Here is a 22,299-nt window from a genome sequence, read left to right on the forward strand (position 1 = left end):
ATTACTCTCTCCCTACGCGAGTGGTGTCGTCACGCTGCGCATTCGCCCGGCGCTGATCCATAATCGAACCGCCGCTGGTACGCGGAGCGCTGCTGTTGGCAGCCGGCGCAGGATTCGGATTGAGGCGAATCAGGCTGGTATCCTTGTTGCCGCTCTCCGTTGCCGCGCCTTGACCGCGCAGCATCTGATCCAGCGGCAGCACCATCAGGTTGTTGCCTTTGTCGCTCACCAACACCTTACGGGTATGGCCCAGCACTTTTTCCATGGTTTCGATATACAGACGCTCGCGAGTAATCTGCGGTGCGGACTTGTATTCCGGCAACAGCTTGGCAAAGCGCGCCACCTCACCCTGAGCTTCCAGGACGGTACGGTCTTTATAAGCCTTGGAGTCTTCCAGCAGACGCTGCGCCTGGCCGTTCGCACGCGGCTGAACTTCGTTGGCGTAAGCTTCCGCTTCACGGATGTATTGCTGCTCGTTCTCACGCGCAGCGATCGCATCGTCGAACGACGCCTTCACCTCTTCCGGTGGACGCGCCGCCTGGAAGTTGACGTCCAGCAACGTGATACCCATGTTGTAAGGACGAATAGTCTCTTCCAACATGCGCTGCGTATCGTTACGCACCACGGTACGGCCTTCGGTCAGGATGCGGTCCATCGAGTATTTGCCGATCACGCCGCGCAGGGCGCTGTCGGTCGCTTGGCTCAGGCTGTCGTCGGCATTGACGACGCTGAACAGGTACGCTTCCGGGTTGGTCACGCGGTACTGCACGTTCATTTCCACGCGCACCACGTTTTCATCGGAGGTCAGCATCACGCCGGACGCCGCCAGCTCGCGCACGGACTCCACGTTCACCGGACGCACGTCATCGATGAAGGTCGGCTTCCAGTTCAGGCCCGGCTGCACCAGGTGGCTGAACTTACCGAAACGCGTCACAACGCCGCGTTCGGCTTCCTTGATGGTGTAGAAACCGCTGGCGGCCCAGATCACCACCACGGCAACCGCCGCGATACCGATAATGCGGCCGCTGAAGCCCGGACCAGAGGTGCCGGTACCGCCGCTATTGCTGTTGGAGCCTTTGCCCCCGCCGAAACCGCTCAATTTCTTGCTCAGTTTGCGGAAGATATCGTCCAAATCAGGTGGCCCTTGATCACGACCGCCTTTGTTGTTACCGCCAGAGTTGCCGCCATTATTATTGCTGCTCCCCCACGGGTCGCGGTCCTGTCCGTTATTACCGGGCTGATTCCACGCCATGTTTTAGCTCCATATTCTGTGATTGGGTACTTCAGGCTTTCGCGAAGCATAAATGTAACAGGATATGATCATACGATAAAGTCAATCAGGTCCTGTTCTTGCTTGCAGAGACGACGCCATTCGACGATCGGCATTCGCACCACCACGCCAATGCTGCCGTCCTCTTCGTTCCACTCTTTTTCAATCGCCTGAAGCTGGTAAAAACGGCTGCGAAGACGGCCTGCCCGTGGCGGTAAGCGCAATTCGTAATGCGCGATCTCCCCCGATAAGCGCTCCGTCAACGCCTGATACAGCAACGGAATACCCTCTCCGCTGGCGGCGGACAGCCACACCCGGATCGGCAGGTTTTCGTCGTTGCGGTCGATACGCGGCACAAAATCGTCCAGCATATCTATTTTGTTCATCACTAACAGTGTAGGAATTTCATCCGAGTCTATCTCCGCCAGCACGGTGTTCACCGCTTCGATGTTCTCATCGACGCGCGGATCTGCGGCATCGATGACGTGCAGTAGCAAAGACGCCTGGCGCGTTTCCTGCAGCGTCGCCTTGAAGGCGGCCACCAGATCGTGCGGCAGGTGCCGGATAAAGCCTACGGTATCCGCCAACACGGTATCCCCCACGTCCGGCACGTCAATGCGCCGCAACGTAGGATCCAGGGTGGCAAATAGCTGGTCCGCCGCATACACCTCGGCAGACGTTATTCGGTTAAACAGGGTGGATTTGCCGGCGTTGGTGTAGCCCACCAGCGATACGGTCGGCACATCGGCACGGGTCCGCGCGCGTCGGCCTTGTTCACGCTGCTTTTCTACCCGCTCCAGACGGCGCAGAATCAAGCTGATGCGATCGCGCAACAGGCGACGGTCGGTCTCAAGCTGGGTTTCCCCCGGCCCGCGCAGGCCAATCCCCCCTTTTTGCCGCTCCAGGTGCGTCCAACCGCGTACCAGACGCGTGGCGATGTGACGCAACTGCGCCAGCTCCACCTGCAACTTACCTTCATGGGTGCGGGCACGCTGGGCGAAGATGTCTAAAATCAGCCCGGTGCGATCGATCACCCGGCATTCGCACAGGCGCTCGAGGTTTCTTTCCTGCGCCGGGGAAAGGGAATGATCAAACAGGACAACAGACGCGCCGCTGGCTTTCACCGCATCTGCAATTTCTTCGGCCTTTCCTTCGCCGACAAAGTACTTCGGATGCGGGGCTTTGCGGCTACCAGTCACCACTTGCAAAGCTTCGACACCGGCTGAGGAAACCAACGATTCGAACTCGTTGAGGTCTTCCGTATCTTTGTCTTGCGAGAAATAGATATGAACCAGTACGGCCTGCTCACCGGCTTCATAACGGTCAAACAAGCGTGCAACCTCTCAAACGGACACTCACCGTGAGTTTGGGGGACATAAACAGCCCGCGGCTGCTTATGCTCCCCGTCATGGTTGACTTGCAACGCGCTTTATTCAGCGTCATCGCTTTCCTGCTGCGGCTGTTGCTGCGCAGACGGATTGTTGCCATGGTGATAGTTGCTTGAACCGCCGCTCGGGTTGTTGCTGTGATGCGAAACCGGGCGTGACGGGACGACGGTAGAGATAGCGTGCTTGTACACCATCTGGCTAACCGTGTTCTTCAACAGGATGACAAACTGGTCAAAAGACTCAATCTGGCCTTGCAGCTTAATACCATTCACCAAATAAATAGAAACCGGAACACGTTCACGACGCAATGCGTTCAGGAACGGATCTTGCAAAGATTGCCCCTTAGCCATTCTATCTTTTCCTTATTTGCTTGTTGTTTGTAACTAAGAACCTGTCGGCTCTAAAATAAACGACGTAAAAAATTTGCGCGCTGAATACTCAGCAATTGTACACAATCACCCAACCTATGCACTAACAACCTGTGTCACCGAGTCCAAAGCCTCTCCCGGCTTTTCACTGTCCAACCAATGGACCGACTCCCAACCCCGTAACCAGGTCATCTGACGTTTAGCCAACTGACGTGTTGCGCAAATACCACGATAAACCATCTCATCGTAACTAATTTCACCAGACAAGTATGACCACATCTGGCGGTAACCGACACAGCGAATGGAGGGCAAGTCCGTATGCAAATCACCCCGTGCGAAAAGTGCACGCGCTTCCGTCTCAAAACCCGCCGCCAACATTTGATGGTACCGCAGCTCGATGCGTTGATGGATCAACTCACGGCTGGTCGGCGCTATCGCAAATTGGTGAACTTGATACGGTAACGATTCACCCGAAATTTGAGTCAGTTCCGTTAAAGTTTTACCCGAAATAAAAAAAACTTCCAGTGCTCTGGACAGTCTCTGCGGATCATTCGGATGAATTCTCACTGCCGCGACGGGATCGATCGCCTGTAACTGACGGTGCAGCGCCTCCCAGCCCTGCTCCGCCGCTTGGCGTTCGATGCGCTCGCGCACCGCGGGATCGGCGGAGGGCAGCGGCGACAATCCTTCCAGCAACGCCTTGAAATACAACATGGTGCCGCCGACCAGCAGCGGAATGCGCCCGGCGGCGGTGATATCGGCCATCTCCTTCAGCGCGTCGGCGCGGAACTCCGCGGCCGAGTAAGCTTCGGCGGGATCGCGAATATCGATCAGCCGATGCGGCGCCTGCGCCAATTCTTCGGCGCTCGGCTTGGCGGTGCCGATATCCATGCCGCGGTAAATCAGCGCGGAATCGACGCTGATCAGTTCCACCGGCAGGCGTTCGCGCAGCGCGATCGCCAGCGCGGTCTTGCCTGAGGCGGTCGGCCCCATGATGAAAATAGCCGGGGGACGTGGTGTCATTTCAGTGTTAGTCATGCTTGAGGGCCGCCAGTGCGGCCTGTAAATCAACGGGTTGTAAAAGTCCGCTCGGTGGCGATTTGACCAGCTGCGGGCAAAGTCGTTCAACGTCGGTCAGCAATTGTATCGCTTGCGAGGTGTTCCACTGTTCATGTTCGCTGCCAAGACGGCGAGCGAGCCAGGTGGCCAGCACCGCGGGCGACATCTCCTGATGTTCGGCCAGATAGCCTAACAGTTCGGGTATCAGTTTTTGTAAATTTTGTTGGCGTAATGGTAAAGGCACTGCGCGCAGCGTCACACGGCCGTGATCCGTCTGCAGATCCAGCCCCATCATCGTCAGCAGCGCCTGATGCCGTGCAATGGCCGCCGCTTCGTTCTTATCCAACGTCAGCTTGATCGGTATCAGCAGCGGTTGCGGCCGCAGCCCTTCCGTCGGCGGATTGAGCTGCGCCTGGCGCAACCAGCGTTCGGCCACCGTCAGATTGAGCAACGCCGGCTGCTGGCGCTGTTCAATCAGCGCGTAGCACGGCGGATGGATCATCAGCACCCGGCCAAAGCTGTGTTGTCCGCTCGCCAACGGCGTTTCCACGGCGGCTTTCGCCGGCGGGAACAGCGGCGGCTTGCTCGACACTTCCGGCGTCGCATCGGCCGGTGGCTCGGTGGCGGGCTGCATCAGTTTGCCGTACAGCTCGCCTTCGCGTTTCTGGTAACCGCCCGCCGTTTGCCAACCGGGCTGCGGCGCGCGCTCGCGGACGGCGCCGGCCGATGACGGCGTTTCGCGACGCGGCGCAGGCTGAGAAAAATGGTTGCCGCCGGCGGCGACGCGGTTTTCCTGCTGCCAGACCGGCGCGGGCGTTTCCGCCAGCGGCAGCGACGGTGTCTGACTGGCCTGTTGCAGCACGGTGGTCACCGCCTGGTAGATAAAATCGTGTACCAGCCGCGCCTGATGGAAACGCACCTCGTGCTTGGCGGGATGAACGTTGACGTCCACCTGGTGCGGGTCGACTTCCAGATACAGCACGTAAGCGGGCTGCTGATCGTCTTTTAACTGATCCTGATAGGCCTGACGAATCGCGTGATTGATCAAGCGATCGCGCATCATGCGGCAATTGACGTAGCAGTATTGCATCTCACCCAGCTGGCGCGCCCCCGCCGTATCCGCCACCCAGCCGCGGATACTCAGATCGCCGTGTTGCCAGTCGATGTTCAGCGCATGCTGTAAAAACGCCGGGCCGCAGATGCTGCCCAAACGGCGTTCGTGCTGGCTCTCTTCTTTCGCCGCCCGGTATTGGCGGATCAGTTTGCCGTTGTGGCTGAGGTTGATCGCCACATCGAAACGCGCCAGCGCGATGCGCCGCACCACTTCATCGATATGGCCGAATTCGGTTTTCTCGGTACGCATGAACTTGCGGCGCGCCGGCGTGTTGTAAAACAAATCCAGCACTTCCAGCGTACTGCCGACCGGGTGCGCGGCGGGTTTGACCGTCACCGCCTGCTCGCGCCCTTCGGCATAGGCTTGCCACGCCTCGCTTTGTTCGGCGGTGCGCGACGTCAGGGTCAAACGGGAAACCGAGCTGATACTGGCCAGCGCTTCGCCGCGAAAACCGAGGCTGACGATCGCTTCCAGGTCATCGAGCGTGCTGATTTTACTGGTAGCGTGCCGCGCCAGCGCCAGCGCCAAATCGCCCTTGCCGATGCCGCAGCCGTTATCGCGAATGCGGATCAGCTTGGCACCGCCGCGTTCGATATCGATATCGATGCGCGTCGCACCGGCGTCCAGACTGTTTTCCACCAGCTCTTTGACGACCGACGCGGGGCGTTCAACCACCTCTCCGGCGGCGATCTGGTTGGCGAGCTGTGGCGGTAACACCTGGATAGGCATGCTGACTCCTGTAGCGGTGGCGCTAGGCCTGCGGAATGGTCAGCGTCCGGTCCAGCGGCGCGACGTCCGACTTCAGATTATTGACCCGTTTCAGATCGCCGACGCTGACCCCATAACGAGAAGCGATAGAGGACAGCGTGTCCCCGCGGGCCACTTTATGTTTAGACGGCTTCTTCGCCGGCGTTTTCGCCTTGGCGACGGCGGTGACGGCGGCGGTTTTCCCCGCCGGCACCTTCAGACGTTGCCCGACCCACACGCCGTCTTTTTTCAGTTTGTTCAGATCCCGCAGCGCCGCCATGGTCGTGCCGTAGCTGTCGGCGATGCCGGACAGCGTCTCCGCCCGTTTCACCACATGGATCTGAGTCTTGCCGCTTACGCTGCGGCTCGCGCCGGCCGAGCTCACGATAGGCTCCGGCTGGCGCACGTCTGGTGTTGAGGTGTTAACCGCCGCTGCGACGTCCAGCGGTCGGTTTTCCACCTTTGGGTCGGCTTGCAGCGGATGCGCCAGGAAGTAGCTGCGCAGGCCGTTATGAATGGCCTTGGCAATCTTCTCCTGATACGCGCTACTGCCCAGCAGCCGCTCCTCCGTGCTATTACTGATAAATCCGGTTTCCACCAGCAGCGAGGGAATATCCGGCGAACGCAATACACCCAGGCTGGCGTGTTCCGGCCGGCGTTTATGCAACGATCCGACGCTCTGCAGCTGCTGCAGCACCTTCACCGCCACATCGTACCCGACGCGCTGCGAGTGGCCGAACTGCAGGTCCAACACCGCCTGGCTCAGATAAGGATCGGCCTGGCTGTTGGCCAGCAAATCGCCGGCGCCGCCGAGCAACTCAGACTGCTTCTCATGCTGTTCGAGCCAGCCGGCCATTTCGCTGTTGGCGCGGCGATTGGACAGCACCCAGACGGAAGCCCCGCTGGCGCTGCGGTTCGGCGCGGCGTCGGCGTGGATGGAGACCAGCACGTTGGCACCCTGTTTACGCGCAACGTCGGAACGCCCCATGACCGAGATGAAATAGTCGCCGTTACGCGTCAGCACCGGTTTGAACTGCGGATCGGCGTCCAGCATCGCCTGCAGGCGGCGCGCGATGGCGATGGTGACGTTCTTTTCTTTCAGTCCGCTCGGGCCAATGGCGCCCGGATCCTGGCCGCCGTGGCCGGCGTCGATCGCTACCACCACCCGATCGCCGGAACCGGCGGAAACGCGGCTACTGCGCGGCGTCACCTCGGTGGCGGTGCCTGCAACCACGGTCTGTTTATTGGTAAACGGATTCGATCCCGTCGGCGCTTTGCGCAGCGGCGGCTCCGGCGCTTCACGCACCGCCACCGGCGCCTGGCGCGGTGGCTGGCTGACCGTGACGGGCGCCTGACGCGGCGGTGGATTGACCGCAACCGGCGCTTTACGCACTACGGTATTGGCACTGCCTTCGGCCGTGATAGTGAACACTACGGTGTGCACGCCGCCGTTCTGGCGGGTGGCGACGCGGGTTTTGGCGCGCTGCGTCAGATCAAACACCAAACGCACGCTCTGAGCGTCTTTCGGCGCGCTGGAGCGAATGCTCTTCACCAGGTTTTGGCCGCTGAAATTGAGCGGCAGGCCGCCGACCTTGCCTTTCTGGTTGACGTCAAGCACCACGCGCTCCGGGCCGTGCAGCGGGAAAAACGCGTAGTCCGGCGGACCATTGAAGCTCACCGACACCGTCGCTTCGCGTTGGGCGTTGGACACTTTGATATCGGACAGCGAGGACGCCGCCAGCGCGTTCAACGCGCCGAGCGGCCCCAGCACGGCGATCAGCATGATGACCGCAAATTTTTTCAACACATGCGTCATTGCAGCATCATCCCTGTGATCCATGAATGCGGTCTAACAGCTGGCTGCCGTATGCGGAAATCGCCTCGATCTTCGCCTCTCGCCCCTCGCCCTGATAGCTGAGGTGCAGCGCCAGATCCGGCTCCGGCAGCACGCCAGTGCCCTGCTGCGGCCATTCGACCAGGCAGATGGCGTCTTGCGCGAAGTAATCGCGAATGCCCATAAATTCAAGCTCTTCCGGATCGGCCAGGCGATACAGATCGAAGTGATACACCGCCAGCGGCTGCAAGGCATAGGGTTCCACCAGCGTGTAGGTTGGGCTTTTGACGTTGCCCTGATGCCCCAACGCCTGCAGGAAACCACGGCTGAAGGTGGTTTTACCGGCGCCCAGGTCGCCGTAGAGATAGATGACGCTGGCGCGATCGCAGGCCTTGGCCAAAGTGGTGCCCAAAGCGACAGTCGCTGCCTCGTCCGGCAGAGGTAAAACGAGTTCTTTCATTCGATAAAGTCTATTTTGCCCACTCAGGGTTAACGAAATGAAGGATGTCCGGCAGTAAATCGGTCGCCAACATGCCTCTTGTTCCTTGTCTTTCCGCTACGCGATCGCCGGCCGCGCCGTGTACGACGCAGCCCGCACAGGCGGCATCATACAGCGAGAGCTTTTGCGCCAGCAAACCGCCGATGATGCCCGACAGCACATCGCCCATGCCGCCGGAGGCCATGCCGGCGTTGCCGACGTCGGCGATCGCCATCTGCCCCTGCTCATCGGCGATCAGCGTACCGGCGCCTTTTAGCACCGCCACGCCGCCGTAGCGTGCCGTCAGCTTGCGCACGGCAAGTAAGCGATCACTCTCGATGTCGACAGTGCTGCAGCTCAACAGCCGCGCAGCCTCTCCAGGATGCGGAGTCATCACGCGATTCTGCCGTTTCTCGGGATTTAATGCCAGCAAGTTCAGCGCATCGGCGTCCCACAAGGCCGGTTTATCGCTGGTTTGCAGCACGTTCAAGGCATTTTTGCCCCACTCAGCCTGGCCAAGCCCCGGACCGATCACCAGCACATCCGCCCATTGCATCGCCTGCCGAAGCGTCGCCTCGTCCAGCGCCTGCGCCATCAGCTCCGGCCGGGCCGCCAGCAGCGGCGCGACGTGCTCAATGTGAGTAAGCACTCGCACCAACCCAGCCCCGCTGCGCAGCGCCGCTTCCGCCGCCATGCGAATGGCGCCACCGAACCCGCGATCGCCGCCCACCAACAGCAGACGGCCATGCTCGCCTTTATGGGCACAGGGACGACGCGGATGCAGCCAGCGCGGTAACACCTCGGCGGTAAGCCGCTGAATCTGCTCCGGTTGCTTCGCCAGCCAATCCGATAAGCCTAGCGTATTCTGATGAAGTTGCCCGACCCAGTCGCGCGCTTGCCCGGTCAGCAAACCCGGCTTGAGGCCAATGAACGTGATGGTGTGCGCGGCACGCACGACCGGACCCGGCGTCGCGCCACTTTCCGCCAGCAGGCCGGACGGAATATCGAGCGCCACCACCGGCGCCGAATGGCGGTTGACGGCCTCGATCAGCGCGTCGTAGGGCGCACGCGGCGCGCTGCCCAGGCCGGTGCCTAGCAGGCCATCAATGATGAGCGAAACAGACGCCGGCCAGCGGCTGTTCGCCGGCAGAATGTCGCCGCCGGCAGCCAGCCAGGCCTCGCGGGCCGCTGCGGCCTCCGGCGGCAAAGGGCGTGCGCCTTCGCAGGCGATCACCGTCACCTGCACGCCCGCCGCCTTCGCCAAACGCGCCACCACATAGCCGTCGCCGCCGTTGTTGCCGTGGCCACAGAGCACCAGCCAGTGGTTGCAGGAGGGATAAGTGTCGCGCGCCAGTACGTAGGCCGCCTGACCGGCGCGCAGCATTAAATCGTAAAGAGAAAGACCGAGCGAGGCCGCCGCCGCAGGTTCCGAACGACGGATCCAATCCGCAGGCCAGACAGAGTGTGGTAAACTGTCAGCGTATGCTTTTTCACTGTGGCCCGTCATGACGCACCCCCTCGATCTCCATCAACTCGCCCAACATATCAAGCAATGGGGGCAATCGCTAGGATTCCAGCAGGTTGGCATCTGCGATACCGATCTCAGCCTGGAAGAGCCGAAGCTGCAGGCCTGGCTCGACAAACAGTACCACGGCGAGATGGAGTGGATGGCGCGCCACGGCATGCTGCGCGCACGCCCTCACGAGCTGTTGCCGGGCACGCTGCGGGTGATCAGCGTGCGCATGAACTACCTGCCGGCCAAGGCGGCGTTCGCCAGCACCCTGCAGAACCCGCAATTGGGCTACGTCAGCCGCTATGCGCTGGGGCGCGATTATCACAAGCTGTTGCGCCAGCGTCTGAAAAAGCTGGGCGATCAGATCCAGGAATACTGCGGCGAGTTGAATTTTCGCCCCTTTGTCGATTCTGCGCCGGTGATGGAGCGCGCGCTGGCCGCCAAAGCGGGCATTGGCTGGGTTGGTAAACACTCACTAATTCTCAACCGTGAAGCCGGGTCGTGGTTTTTCCTCGGCGAACTGCTGATCGACCTGCCATTGCCGGTGGATCAGCCGCAGGAAGAGCAGTGCGGCCGCTGCGTTGCCTGCATCACCACCTGCCCGACCGGCGCCATCGTCGCGCCCTACACCGTCGATGCCCGGCGCTGCATCTCCTACCTGACCATCGAGCTGGAAGGCGCGATCCCGGAAGAATTCCGTCCGCTGCTCGGCAACCGCATCTACGGCTGCGACGACTGCCAGCTGATTTGCCCGTGGAACCGCTTTTCTCAGCTCACCGACGAAGACGATTTCAGCCCCCGCGCCGCGCTGCATGCGCCGCAGCTGCTCGATCTGTTCAACTGGACGGAAGAAAAATTCCTGCGCATCACCGAAGGCTCGGCGATACGCCGCATCGGCCACCTGCGCTGGCTGCGCAATATCGCCGTGGCGCTGGGCAATGCGCCCTACGAAGACAGCATCGTGCTCGCACTGCGCACGCGTTTGGGCCAAGACGCCATGCTGGATGAACATATCCACTGGGCGCTGGCGCAACAGCTCGCTCGCCGCGAAGCGCAGGGTATCGAGGTGCAGACGGCGCAGAAAAAGCGGCTGATACGGGCTGTGGAAAAAGGTTTGCCAAGGGATGCCTGACGGCGTACGCCATTCAGGCGTATCGCCGGAAGACTCACTCTGTGGATTTGTGCATAAAAATAAAAACACGTTGTCTTTCAACTGCAACAAAAAGAGCAAGTGATCGGCATAACGTTTTGGGATAAATAAATAAGCATATAAATCAAATAGATAAATATTTAATTTGTATGACGTTGATTTTTCAGGCAGGCGAGTTTATGTACAGAGGCTGTGGATAACTCTGTTTACAACATTTTTACCAGGCGTGTAAAACGGGACAAAAACCCGCGCCGGATAAGGCGTTGGATTTGAGTTTGAAACGAAGAGAAAATTGGAGCGGGAAACGAGACTCGAACTCGCGACCCCGACCTTGGCAAGGTCGTGCTCTACCAACTGAGCTATTCCCGCATTGAGATGCTTTTGGCATCCGGCCACCAAACACTGGCGTGACCTTTGAATTTTTGGAGCGGGAAACGAGGCTCGAACTCGCGACCTCAACCTTGGCAAGGTTGCGCTCTACCAACTGAGCTATTCCCGCGTCGCATAGGTACTGCTTGATACTGCTTTATTTATTCATCATGCCGCATCGCGACATTGTTGAATTTGGAGCGGGAAACGAGACTCGAACTCGCGACCCCGACCTTGGCAAGGTCGTGCTCTACCAACTGAGCTATTCCCGCCCGGCGTATCGATGGTGGAACGTTACGAAATTCTTCATCGGTACGGGGTGCGCATTATACGAGAAATCCTTTTTGTCGCAAGCCCCTGAAAGCAAAAAAACGCGATTTTTGTTTGATTGCCGATTAAAGCGCCAGATTGGCGAATTAAGCGGCTAAAAACGGCGTTTTTTCCCCGCAGGGGCCGTCATCGCCTTAAAGCTGAATGAAATGTTCGCGGTAATAAGCCAGTTCGGCCACCGATTCACGGATGTCATCCAGCGCCTGATGGGTGCCCTGCTTCTTAAAGCCGCCGAGAATTTCAGGCTTCCAACGGCGCGCCAGCTCCTTCAGCGTGCTGACGTCCAGATAGCGGTAATGGAAGTAGGCCTCCAGCTCCGGCATATAACGGAACAAGAAACGGCGATCCTGGCCCACGCTGTTGCCGCAGATCGGCGATTTGCCGGCCGGTACCCACTGCTGCAGGAAGGCTATCGTTTCCAGCTCAGCGGCGCGATCGTCCTGGCGGCTGGCTTTCACCCGCTCCACCAGCCCGCTGCCGGTATGGGTGCGCACGTTCCACTCGTCCATCAAGGCCAGCTGCTCGTCGGATTGGTGCACGGCGATCACCGGCCCTTCCGCCAGGATGTTCAGGTTGGCGTCGGTGACCAGCGTGGCGATCTCGATAATGCGGTCACGCTCGGGATCCAGCCCGGTCATCTCCAGATCGATCCAAATCAGGTTATTTTCGTTTGCTGTCATGATGTTTCCTGCCTAAAAGCCGAGAGAAAAACGCTGTGCGGACGAGACGACGGCCGCCGCCGATGGCGACACGCCGCAGCCGGCGGCTAACAACGGTTATTTAATATAAAATAGCGTGTATCATAGTCTTTTTGGTCGCCATCGGCGACATATACCCTGACGGGTTCAAGGCTGCGCCCGGGGCAAGTCCCCCGCCGCGGCTGTGCGTATACGTAAAGGTATAAAACCGATTCAAGTGAGGCGCAGTGAGTAAGAACAAACTGTCCAAAGGTCAGCAACGCCGCGTGCAGGCGAACCATCAGCGCCGTCTGAAACGCGCTGATAACAAACCGGAACCGGATGATTCCCAACTGGGCGAGCCGCAGGAAGGCGTCGTCATCAGCCGTTTCGGCATGCACGCCGACGTTGAGGCGCCGGATGGCACTCAGCACCGCTGCAATATCCGCCGCACGCTGCGTTCGCTGGTCACCGGCGATCGCGTGGTGTGGCGCCCCGGCCTGGGCACCCATGAAGGGGTAAAAGGCATTGTGGAAGCGGTGCACGAGCGCACCTCGGTGCTGACGCGCCCGGACTTCTACGACGGCGTGAAACCGATCGCCGCCAATATCAATCAGATCGTCATCGTGTCGGCGATCCTGCCCGAGCTGTCGCTGAACATCATCGACCGCTATCTGGTGGCCTGCGAAACGCTCGAAGTCGAGCCGCTGATCGTGCTCAACAAAATTGACCTGCTGGACGCCGAAGCGCGCAAGCTGGTCGACGGCATGATGGATATCTATCGCAAGATTGGCTACCGGGTGCTGGAAGTCTCCAGCCAGACGCGGGAAGGCATGGCGGAATTCGAACAGGCGCTCGCCGGGCGCATCAGCATCTTCGCCGGCCAGTCGGGAGTCGGCAAGTCCAGCCTGCTGAACGCGCTGCTGCCGCCGTCTGAAGAGCAAATTCTGGTAAATCAGGTTTCCGACGTCTCGGGCCTCGGGCAACATACCACCACCGCCGCGCGGCTGTACCATTTCCAGCACGGTGGCGACGTGATCGACTCCCCGGGGGTGCGCGAGTTTGGCCTGTGGCACCTGGAGCCGGAACAAATCACCCGCGGCTTTGTCGAATTCCGTGATTATTTAGGCGGTTGCAAATTCCGCGACTGCCGCCACGATACCGATCCCGGCTGCGCCATCCGCGCGGCGATGGAGAAAGGCGATATCGCGGAAGAGCGTTTCGACAACTATCACCGCATTCTGGAAAGCATGGCTCAGGTGAAGGTTCGCAAGAACTTCACGGACGCCGCAGACTGACACTGACGGGCGAGCATTGACGACGGCGAGGCCCTCGTTACAATGCGCGCCCTTTACCCTGATTCACGAGGTTAACGTGCTGGATAGCATCAAGATTAAACTGCAATATTGGCTACCGAAGCTGGCGCTGACCCGCCTGGCGGGCTGGGGCGCCGACAAACAGGCAGGCTGGCTGACCCAACTGGTGGTCAAAACCTTCGCCCGCTACTACCGCGTGGACATGCAGGAAGCGCAAAACCCGGACCTGACGTCTTACGCTACCTTCAACGACTTCTTCGTGCGCCCGCTGCGCGATGGCGCGCGCCCGATCATCGCCGACGCCAACTGGCTGGCGCTGCCTGCCGATGGCGCCATCAGCCAGCTCGGCCCGATCCGCGAGGATCAAATCTTCCAGGCCAAAGGCCACCACTACAGCCTGGAAGCACTGCTGGCCGGCAACTACCTGTTGGCCGAGCCGTTCCGCAACGGCCTGTTCGCCACTACCTACCTGGCACCGCGCGACTATCACCGCGTACACATGCCGTGCGCCGGCGTACTGCGCGAAATGATCTATGTGCCGGGCGATCTGTTCTCGGTCAACCCGCTCACCGCCGCCAACGTGCCTAACCTGTTCGCTCGCAACGAGCGCGTGATCTGCGTATTCGACACTGACATCGGGCCGATGGTGCAAATCCTGGTCGGCGCCACCATCGTCGGCAGCATCGAAACCATCTGGGCCGGCACCGTCACGCCGCCGCGCGAAGGCATCATCAAACGCTGGACCTACCCGGCCGCCGGCGAAGAAGGCGCCATCGCGCTGGAAAAAGGCGCCGAGATGGGCCGTTTCAAACTCGGCTCCACGGTGATCAACCTGTTTACCGCAGGCAGCGTGCAGTTTGCGCCGCAGCTGCATAACGGCACCGTCACCCGCATGGGTGAGGCCTTCGCCGAAATCCCGGCCGCCGCTGAAACACCACAGACCCCGCTCTAAAGGAATCGACGCCGTGCGCCTGATCATCACGCTTTTGCTCGGTTGCCTGCTGTGGCAACCGGCGCTGGCCGCCCCCGTACCGACCGAGAACCAGCTCAAACAGGAGCTGAAGCAGGCGGAAAGCAGCAAAAACGCGCCGAATCAGGCGGAAACCACCGAGGCGCTGCAAAGCGCCCTCAACTGGCTGACGGAGCGTAAAGAGTCGCAGACTCGCTCCGAGCAGTATCAGAGGGTGATCGACGATTTCCCGAAGATGACGCAGGAGCTGCGCCGTCAGTTGGTGCTGGAAAGCAACAAGATCCTGCCGAACGGCGACGATCTGCCGGCCGCCGAGCTGGAACAGCAGATTCTGCAAACCAGCAGCCTGCTGCTGGAACAGGCGCGCCTGCTGCAGCAAGAGCAGGATCGCACGCGGGAAATCAGCGATTCGCTCGGCCAACTGCCGCAGCAGCAGACCGACGCCCGCCGCGCGCTGACCGAAGTGCAGCGCCGTCTGCAGGCGCAGCCCGCCAACCCGACCACCCCGTACGCGCAGGCCGCCCTGGCCCTGCTGCAGACCGAAGCCGCGGCGCGCAAAGCCAAAGTGGACGAGCTGGAGCTGGCGCAGCTGTCGGCCAACAACCGTCAGGAGCTGGCGCGCATGCGCGCCGAGGTCTATAAAAAGCGCCACGAGAAAATAGACGTTCAGCTGCAGGCGCTGCGCAACAACCTCAACGCCCAGCGCCAACGCGAAGCGGAACTGGCGCTGGAAAAAACCGAGCAGCTGGCCGAGCAGAACGGCGATTTGCCAAAAAGCCTCAGCCAACAGCTGCAGATCAACCGCGAACTGTCCGCCGCGCTGAACAGCCAGGCGCAGCGCATGGATCTGATTTCATCGCAGCAGCGGCAGGCGGCGGCGCAGACGCTGCAGGTGCGCCAGGCGCTGAGCACCATTATCGAACAGGCCCAGTGGCTCGGCTCGTCGTCGGCGTTAGGGGAAACCCTGCGCGCTCAGGTGGCGACGCTGCCGGAAATGCCCAAGCCACAACAGCTGGACGGCGACATGGCCCAGCTGCGCGTGCAGCGCCTGCAGTTTGAAAATCAACTGGAAAAACTGTCGCAGCGCGAATTCAAACGCGACGACGGCAGCGCGCTGACCAACCAGGAGCAGCGCATCGTCGATGCTCAGCTGCGCACCCAGCGCGAACTGCTCAACTCGTTGCTGTCCGGTTGCGACACCCAAATCCTCGAGCTGACCAAGCTGAAGGTGGCCAACACCCAGCTGATCGAAGCGTTGAACGAGATCCGCGACGCCACCCACCGCTATCTGTTCTGGGTGCCGGACGTTAATCCGATCAACTTTTCCTACCCGCTCAACGTGGCGCACGATCTGACCCGCGTCCTGTCGCTGGACACGCTGTCGCAGCTCGGCGGCGCCTTCATGATGATGGTGACCAGCCGCGAAACGCTGATCCCGATCTTCGGCGCCCTGCTGTTGGTGATTTTCAGCATCAGTTCGCGCAAGCACTATCACGCCTTCCTCGAGCGCGCCAGCAGCCGCGTCGGCAAGGTGACGCAGGACGAATTCTTCCTGACGGTGCGCACCGTATTCTGGTCGATTCTGGTGGCGATGCCGCTGCCAGTGCTATGGGCCGCGCTCGGTTACGGTCTGCAGAGCGCCTGGAACTACCCGGTGGCGGAAGCGATCGGCAAAGGGGTGACCGCCACGCTGCCGATCCTGTGGATCTGCATGATCTGCGCCGCCTTCGCCCACCCTCAGGGGCTGTTCATCGTGCACTTCCGCTGGCCGGCGAAGCAGGTTTCGCGCGCCATGCGCTACTACAAGATGTCGATCTGGCTGATCGTGCCGCTGATCATGGCGCTGATCACTTTCGATAGCCTGAAAGAACGCGAGTTCGCCAACACGCTGGGACGGCTGTGCTTCATCCTGCTGTGTCTGGCGCTGGCGCTGGTCACCCACAGCCTGAAGCGCGCCGGTATCCCGCTGTATCTGGATAAAAACGGCTCCGGCGACAACATGCTCAACAGCGCCTTCTGGGGGCTGCTGCTGTCGGCGCCGCTATTGGCGGCACTGGCCTCGACCGTCGGTTACCTCACCACCGCGCAGGCGCTGTTGGCGCGCCTGGAAACCTCGGTAGCGATCTGGTTCCTGCTGCTGGTCATCTACCACATCATCCGCCGCTGGATGCTGATCCAACGGCGGCGCATCGCCTTCGATCGCGCCAAACAGCGCCGCGCCGACATCCTGGCCCAGCGCGCCCGCGGCGAAGACGAAACCTCGCACACCCCGAACAGCACTGAAGGCGCCATCGATCCGGACGATTCGGACTTCGATCTGGACACCATCAGCGCCCAGTCGCTGCGGCTGGTGCGCTCGATCCTGACGCTGATCGCGCTGGTGTCGGTGATCGTGCTGTGGTCGGAGATCCACTCCGCGTTCGCCTTCCTGGAAAACATCTCGCTGTGGGACGTGACCTCGACGGTGAACGGCGTGGAAACCGCCCATCCAATCACTCTCGGCGCGGTTCTGATCGCCATTCTGGTGTTGATCATCACCATGCAGCTGGTGCGCAACCTGCCGGCGCTGCTGGAGTTGGCAGTGCTGCAGCACCTGGATCTGACGCCGGGCACCGGCTACGCCATTACCACCATCACCAAGTACCTGTTGCTGGTGTTCGGCGCGGTGCTCAGCTTCGCCTGGATCGGCATCGAATGGTCGAAACTGCAGTGGGTGGTTACCGCGCTCAGTCTGGGGTTGGGCTTCGGCATGCAGGAGATCTTCTCCAACTTCATCTCCGGCCTGATCATCCTGTTCGAGAAACCGATCCGCATCGGCGACACCGTGACGATCCGCAACCTGACCGGTACCGTCACCAAGATCAACACCCGCGCCACCACCATCTCGGACTGGGACCGCAAAGAGATCATCGTGCCGAACAAAGCCTTCATCACCGAACAGTTCGTCAACTGGTCGCTGTCCGACACCCTGACCCGTGTGGTGCTGACCGTACCGGCGCCGGGCGAAGCCAACAGCGAAGAAGTGACCAAGATCCTGATGAACGCCGCCGAGCGCTGCTCGCTGGTGCTGGATAACCCGGCGCCGGAGGTTTACCTGGTCGATCTGCAACAGGGCATCCAGATCTTCGAGATGCGTATTTACGCCGCCGAGATGGGCCACCGTATGCCGCTGCGTCACGAGATCCACCAGTTGATCTTGGCGGGCTACCGCGAGCACGGCATCACGCTGCCGTACCCGCCGTTCCAGGTGCGCACCGAGACGCTGTCGCGGTTGACCAACAACGGCCGTACGCCGCCGTCCACGCCGGCGCCGAACACCAAGCGCGACGCCGGGGGGCTGTAAGCGTTTCTCGCGATAAAAAAAGGGCCGGCAAATGCCGGCCTTTTTTGCTTTTCTTACCGCCTGAAACTCAGGCGATCCCGACTGGGAAGGCTAATACTTCGCTCAGGCTCTCGGCGCCCAGCGCCAGCATCACCAGGCGATCCACGCCCAGCGCCACGCCGGAGCATTCCGGCATGCCGTGCTGCAACGCCGCCAACAGGTTGTAGTCGATCGGCTGCTGCGGCAGGCCGCGCTCCGCACGTTTGCGGTTGTCCTGCTCGAAGCGCTGCTGTTGTTCACGGCCGTCGGTCAGCTCGCGGAAACCGTTCGCCAGCTCAATGCCCTTGAAATACACCTCGAAACGCTCCGCCACGCGGTGGTCTTCGGTGCTGATCTCCGCCAGCGCCGCCTGGCTGGCCGGGAAGTGGTACACGAACGCCGGTTTTTCACGGCCGATATGCGGCTCCACGCCCACGGTGAACAGCAGCTGCAACAACGTATCACGGTCTTCTTCGGTATCGGCGATGTTGCTCAGATCGAGTTTGGCTGCCGCTTCACGCAGCTGCGCCTTCTCCGCCGACAGCGGATCGATGTCCAGATGGCGCAGGAACGCCTGCTGATAGGACAGGGTCTCCGCGCTCTCGCAGTCCAGCACCTGTTGCAGCAGATCGTCCACCTCGTTCATCAGGCGGTACATGTCGTAGTGCGGACGGTACCACTCCAGCATGGTGAATTCCGGGTTGTGATGCCGCCCGGCTTCTTCATTGCGGAAGCTGCGCCCCATTTGGTAGATCGGGCCGCTGCCCGCCGCCAACAGGCGCTTCATGTGATATTCCGGGCTGGTCATCATGTATAGCGTCAGGCCCTCTGCCGCCCCCGGCCCGACGAAACGCGTCTCGAACGGGAACAGGTGAACGTCGGTGACCGTCGCCTGGCTCATGGTGGGCGTCTCAACTTCCAGCACGCCACGATCGGCGAAGAAACGCCGGATCTCAGCCAGAATCGCTGCGCGTTTCAACAAATTGGCGATGGGTGCACTAGGCTGCCAGCTTGCCGTTTCGCTCATGGTAATTAACTCCGAAATCAAACAGGGGATGCAGTCTACTCGCATCCTTGCAGCCAAACAAATTCTTCACGATGCACAACCGTCCATAACGCCAATTTCCGATAAATGGGCGGCAAAAGCGCGTTAAAAAGGGTAAAGCAGGCCAAACGCGCAAAAAAACAGGCAAGCCTGTTGGTCGAGCGTTAATCGACAAAACAATCGATCACATCAAATTTCGACTACTTAACTTTAGGTATAGTTAATTCCCCATTATTGGTGGGAGATATCTATCCTTAACCTTTAAGCAACATTAATCGGTTCAATTAGTTAGCACCCGAAGAGTTCGCTAAATTTTAAGCATAGATATTTAACTTGCCGTTCTTAACAAGAACATTGGAGGAATGCAGTGCAAACCTTTAACGCCGATCTTGCCATTATTGGGGCCGGGGGCGCTGGTTTACGTGCAGCAATAGCCGCAGCGGAAGCCAATCCCCAACTGAAAATCGCGCTGATCTCTAAGGTCTATCCGATGCGCAGCCACACGGTCGCCGCCGAGGGGGGCTCCGCCGCCGTCACCCAGGATCACGATACCTTCGACTACCACTTCAACGACACCGTCGCCGGCGGCGACTGGTTGTGCGAGCAGGACGTGGTCGATCACTTCGTGCATCAGTGCCCGCGCGAGATGACCCAGCTCGAGCAGTGGGGCTGCCCGTGGAGCCGCAAACCGGACGGGTCGGTCAACGTGCGGCGCTTCGGCGGCATGAAGATCGAACGCACCTGGTTCGCCGCCGACAAGACCGGCTTCCACATGCTGCACACCCTGTTCCAGACCTCGCTGAAATATCCGCAGATCCAACGCTTCGACGAGCACTTCGTGCTGGATATCCTGGTGGATGACGGCCAGGCGCGTGGTCTGGTGGCGCTCAACATGATGGAAGGCACCCGCGTGCAGATCCGCGCCAACGCGGTGGTGATGGCCACCGGCGGCGCCGGGCGCGTCTACCGCTACAACACCAACGGGGGCATCGTTACCGGCGACGGTATGGGCATGGCGTTCCACCACGGCGTACCGCTGCGCGACATGGAGTTCGTGCAGTATCACCCGACCGGCCTGCCCGGTTCCGGCATCCTGATGACCGAGGGCTGTCGCGGCGAAGGTGGCATCCTGGTGAACAAAGACGGCTACCGTTACCTGCAAGACTACGGCATGGGCCCGGAAACCCCGCTGGGCGAGCCGAAGAACAAATACATGGAGCTGGGCCCGCGCGATAAAGTGTCCCAGGCCTTCTGGCATGAATGGCGCGCCGGCCGCACCATCGCCACCCCGCGCGGCGACGTGGTCTACCTCGATCTGCGCCACCTGGGCGAGAAAAAGCTGCTGGAGCGGCTGCCGTTCATCTGCGAACTGGCCAAGGCCTACGTCGGCGTCGATCCGGTGAAAGATCCGATCCCGGTGCGCCCTACCGCGCACTACACTATGGGCGGCATTGAAACCGACCAGAACTGTGAAACCCGCATCAAGGGGCTGTTCGCGGTCGGCGAGTGCTCCTCCGTCGGCCTGCACGGCGCCAACCGCCTCGGCTCCAACTCGCTGGCGGAACTGGTGGTGTTCGGCCGCGTCGCCGGTGAACACGCCGCGCGCCGCGCGCTCGAGACCGCGCCGGCCAACGGCAGCGCGCTGGATGCGCAAACCCGCGACGTCGAAACCCGCCTGAGCAACCTGATGAAGCAGGAAGGCAACGAAAACTGGGCGAAGATCCGCGACGAAATGGGGCTGTCGATGGAAGAAGGCTGCGGCATCTACCGCACGCCGGAGCTGATGCAAAAAACCATCGATAAGCTGGCCGAGCTGAAAGAGCGTTTCAAGCGCGTCAACATCACCGACAACACCAGCGTCTTCAATACCGATCTGCTGTACACCATCGAGCTGGGCTATGGCCTGGACGTCGCCGAATGCATGGCGCACTCCGCGTTTAACCGCAAAGAGTCGCGCGGCGCCCACCAGCGCCTGGACGAAGGCTGCACCGAGCGTGACGACGTCAACTTCCTCAAGCATACGCTGGCGTTCCATAACCCGCAGGGCGCGCCGCGTCTCGAATACAGCGACGTGAAAATCACCAAGCTGCCGCCGGCCAAACGCGTCTACGGCGCAGAAGCCGAAGCGCAGGAGAAAAAGAATAAGGAGCAGGCAAATGGCTGAGATGCAAACCCTGAAGATCGACGTCATGCGCTATAACCCGGAAAGCGACGCCGAGCCGCATTTCGTCACTTACGCCGTGCCTTACGACGAACAGACCTCGTTGCTCGATGCACTGGGCTACATCAAGGATAACCTGGCGCCGGACCTCTCCTACCGCTGGTCTTGCCGCATGGCGATCTGCGGCTCCTGCGGCATGATGGTCAACCGCGTGCCGAAGTTGGCGTGCAAAACCTTCCTGCGCGACTACGTCGGCGGCATGAAGGTTGAAGCGCTGGGCAACTTCCCGATCGAGCGCGATCTGGTGGTCGACATGACCCACTTCATCGAAAGCCTGGAGGCGATCAAACCGTACATCATCGGCAACGATCGCAAACCGGAGGATGGCCCAAACGTGCAGACTCCGGCGCAGATGGCCAAATACCACCAGTTCTCCGGCTGCATCAACTGCGGCCTGTGCTACGCGGCATGCCCGCAGTTCGGCCTCAACCCCGAGTTTATCGGCCCGGCGGCGATCACGCTGGCGCACCGTTATAACCTGGACAACCGCGACCACGGCAAGAAACAGCGCATGCCGCAGCTCAACGGCCAAAACGGCGTCTGGAGCTGCACCTTCGTCGGCTATTGCTCCGAAGTCTGTCCGAAACACGTCGATCCCGCCGCCGCTATCCAGCAAGGCAAGGTGGAGAGCGCCAAAGACTTCATGATCGCCATGCTGAAGCCGCAATAAGGGAGAAAATTGCCATGACAACTCAACGTAAGCCCTATGTGCGCACCATGACGCCCACCTGGTGGCAAAAGCTCGGCTTTTACCGTTTCTACATGCTGCGCGAAGGCACCTCGGTGCTAGCGGTCTGGTTCAGCATCGTGCTGCTCTACGGCGTGTTCGCGTTGAAGGGCGGCGCCGAGAGCTGGGCCGGCTTCGTCGGTTTCTTGCAGAATCCGCTGGTGCTGTTAATCAACGTCGTCGCATTGCTGGCGGCGGCGCTGCACACCAAAACCTGGTTCGATCTGGCGCCGAAGGCCGCCAATATCGTGGTCAACAGCGAGAAAATGGGACCGGGCCCCATCGTGAAAGGGCTGTGGGCCGTCACGATCGTCGTCAGCGTGGTCATCCTGGCCGTGGCCCTGTTCTAATCCGGAGGAAAC

The 22,299-nt window shown here is 60.6% G+C and carries 17 protein-coding genes and 3 tRNA genes; 7 read left to right on the forward strand and 13 right to left on the reverse strand.

Annotated elements, in window-relative coordinates; genetic code table 11:
- Nucleotide 1 precedes the first annotated feature (1 nt).
- The 8 genes from hflK to nnr all read right to left on the reverse strand — a co-directional run bounded on the left by hflK (nucleotide 2) and on the right by nnr (nucleotide 9,765).
- Nucleotides 2-1,252 carry an FtsH protease activity modulator HflK gene (gene hflK, locus N6G83_RS44005; RefSeq protein WP_025305021.1) on the reverse strand — a complete coding sequence of 417 codons (1,251 nt, stop codon included), beginning with the start codon at nucleotides 1,250-1,252 and terminating at the stop codon, nucleotides 2-4.
- 68 nt (nucleotides 1,253-1,320) lie between these two features.
- Entirely contained in the window at nucleotides 1,321-2,601 is a 1,281-nt protein-coding gene (hflX, locus tag N6G83_RS44010; protein ID WP_004933675.1) for a ribosome rescue GTPase HflX, read from the reverse strand.
- Nucleotides 2,602-2,699: 98 nt separating this feature from the next.
- Nucleotides 2,700-3,008 carry an RNA chaperone Hfq gene (gene hfq, locus N6G83_RS44015; protein ID WP_004933678.1) on the reverse strand — a complete coding sequence of 103 codons (309 nt, stop codon included), beginning with the start codon at nucleotides 3,006-3,008 and terminating at the stop codon, nucleotides 2,700-2,702.
- A gap of 114 nt (nucleotides 3,009-3,122) precedes the next feature.
- Complete coding sequence (miaA, locus tag N6G83_RS44020; RefSeq protein ID WP_025305020.1) at nucleotides 3,123-4,064, reverse strand: tRNA (adenosine(37)-N6)-dimethylallyltransferase MiaA; 942 nt, start codon at nucleotides 4,062-4,064, stop codon at nucleotides 3,123-3,125.
- Nucleotides 4,057-5,928 carry a DNA mismatch repair endonuclease MutL gene (gene mutL / locus N6G83_RS44025; RefSeq protein WP_260516187.1) on the reverse strand — a complete coding sequence of 624 codons (1,872 nt, stop codon included), beginning with the start codon at nucleotides 5,926-5,928 and terminating at the stop codon, nucleotides 4,057-4,059. The genes miaA and mutL overlap by 8 nt, the downstream gene beginning before the upstream one ends.
- A 22-nt stretch (nucleotides 5,929-5,950) precedes the next feature.
- Nucleotides 5,951-7,762 carry an N-acetylmuramoyl-L-alanine amidase AmiB gene (gene amiB / locus N6G83_RS44030; protein WP_025305018.1) on the reverse strand — a complete coding sequence of 604 codons (1,812 nt, stop codon included), beginning with the start codon at nucleotides 7,760-7,762 and terminating at the stop codon, nucleotides 5,951-5,953.
- Nucleotides 7,763-7,769: 7 nt separating this feature from the next.
- The gene (tsaE, locus tag N6G83_RS44035) at nucleotides 7,770-8,240 is read right to left on the reverse strand and encodes a tRNA (adenosine(37)-N6)-threonylcarbamoyltransferase complex ATPase subunit type 1 TsaE (protein ID WP_025305017.1); all 471 of its coding nucleotides are present in this window, start codon (nucleotides 8,238-8,240) and stop codon (nucleotides 7,770-7,772) included.
- Between the two features lie 10 nt (nucleotides 8,241-8,250).
- Nucleotides 8,251-9,765, reverse strand: a complete 1,515-nt coding sequence (gene nnr / locus N6G83_RS44040; protein ID WP_025305016.1) for a bifunctional ADP-dependent NAD(P)H-hydrate dehydratase/NAD(P)H-hydrate epimerase — start codon at nucleotides 9,763-9,765, stop codon at nucleotides 8,251-8,253.
- On the opposite strand from nnr, the gene queG reads away from it, so the two are divergent.
- Nucleotides 9,764-10,903: a tRNA epoxyqueuosine(34) reductase QueG gene (queG, locus tag N6G83_RS44045; RefSeq protein ID WP_025305015.1), complete on the forward strand. Its 1,140-nt coding sequence runs from the start codon at nucleotides 9,764-9,766 to the stop codon at nucleotides 10,901-10,903. The two genes, nnr and queG, sit on opposite strands and share 2 nt — an antisense overlap.
- A 311-nt stretch (nucleotides 10,904-11,214) precedes the next feature.
- Here queG and N6G83_RS44050 read toward each other — a convergent pair.
- From N6G83_RS44050 to orn, 4 genes are all read right to left on the reverse strand, one after another.
- A tRNA-Gly gene (locus tag N6G83_RS44050) sits at nucleotides 11,215-11,290 on the reverse strand.
- Nucleotides 11,291-11,344: 54 nt separating this feature from the next.
- Nucleotides 11,345-11,420: transfer RNA gene (locus tag N6G83_RS44055), tRNA-Gly, on the reverse strand.
- 66 nt (nucleotides 11,421-11,486) lie between these two features.
- Nucleotides 11,487-11,562: transfer RNA gene (locus N6G83_RS44060), tRNA-Gly, on the reverse strand.
- A gap of 192 nt (nucleotides 11,563-11,754) precedes the next feature.
- Complete coding sequence (gene orn, locus N6G83_RS44065) at nucleotides 11,755-12,300, reverse strand: oligoribonuclease (RefSeq protein WP_033641618.1); 546 nt, start codon at nucleotides 12,298-12,300, stop codon at nucleotides 11,755-11,757.
- A 245-nt stretch (nucleotides 12,301-12,545) separates the two neighbouring features.
- On the opposite strand from orn, the gene rsgA reads away from it, so the two are divergent.
- From rsgA to mscM, 3 genes are all read left to right on the forward strand, one after another.
- Nucleotides 12,546-13,595: a small ribosomal subunit biogenesis GTPase RsgA gene (gene rsgA, locus N6G83_RS44070; protein ID WP_004929686.1), complete on the forward strand. Its 1,050-nt coding sequence runs from the start codon at nucleotides 12,546-12,548 to the stop codon at nucleotides 13,593-13,595.
- Between the two features lie 76 nt (nucleotides 13,596-13,671).
- The gene (gene asd, locus N6G83_RS44075; protein ID WP_025305014.1) at nucleotides 13,672-14,565 is read left to right on the forward strand and encodes an archaetidylserine decarboxylase; all 894 of its coding nucleotides are present in this window, start codon (nucleotides 13,672-13,674) and stop codon (nucleotides 14,563-14,565) included.
- A 13-nt stretch (nucleotides 14,566-14,578) separates the two neighbouring features.
- Nucleotides 14,579-17,926: a miniconductance mechanosensitive channel MscM gene (gene mscM / locus N6G83_RS44080; RefSeq protein WP_049205242.1), complete on the forward strand. Its 3,348-nt coding sequence runs from the start codon at nucleotides 14,579-14,581 to the stop codon at nucleotides 17,924-17,926.
- A 67-nt stretch (nucleotides 17,927-17,993) separates the two neighbouring features.
- On the opposite strand, the gene epmA is transcribed toward mscM, so the two are convergent.
- Nucleotides 17,994-18,971 carry an elongation factor P--(R)-beta-lysine ligase gene (epmA, locus tag N6G83_RS44085; protein ID WP_025305012.1) on the reverse strand — a complete coding sequence of 326 codons (978 nt, stop codon included), beginning with the start codon at nucleotides 18,969-18,971 and terminating at the stop codon, nucleotides 17,994-17,996.
- A 385-nt stretch (nucleotides 18,972-19,356) separates the two neighbouring features.
- On the opposite strand from epmA, the gene frdA reads away from it, so the two are divergent.
- Genes frdA through frdC form a run of 3 tightly spaced genes read left to right on the forward strand, consistent with a single transcriptional unit; the run spans nucleotide 19,357 to nucleotide 22,287 of the window.
- Nucleotides 19,357-21,153 (forward strand): fumarate reductase (quinol) flavoprotein subunit, encoded by a 1,797-nt coding sequence (frdA, locus tag N6G83_RS44090; protein WP_049209616.1) that lies wholly within the window; start codon nucleotides 19,357-19,359, stop codon nucleotides 21,151-21,153.
- Nucleotides 21,146-21,880, forward strand: a complete 735-nt coding sequence (locus tag N6G83_RS44095; RefSeq protein ID WP_004929676.1) for a succinate dehydrogenase/fumarate reductase iron-sulfur subunit — start codon at nucleotides 21,146-21,148, stop codon at nucleotides 21,878-21,880. The genes frdA and N6G83_RS44095 overlap by 8 nt, the downstream gene beginning before the upstream one ends.
- A gap of 14 nt (nucleotides 21,881-21,894) precedes the next feature.
- Nucleotides 21,895-22,287, forward strand: coding sequence for a fumarate reductase subunit FrdC (gene frdC, locus N6G83_RS44100; protein ID WP_025305010.1), 393 nt, complete (start codon nucleotides 21,895-21,897; stop codon nucleotides 22,285-22,287).
- Nucleotides 22,288-22,299 lie beyond the last annotated feature (12 nt).

Source organism: Serratia sp. PL7, assembly GCF_945957435.1.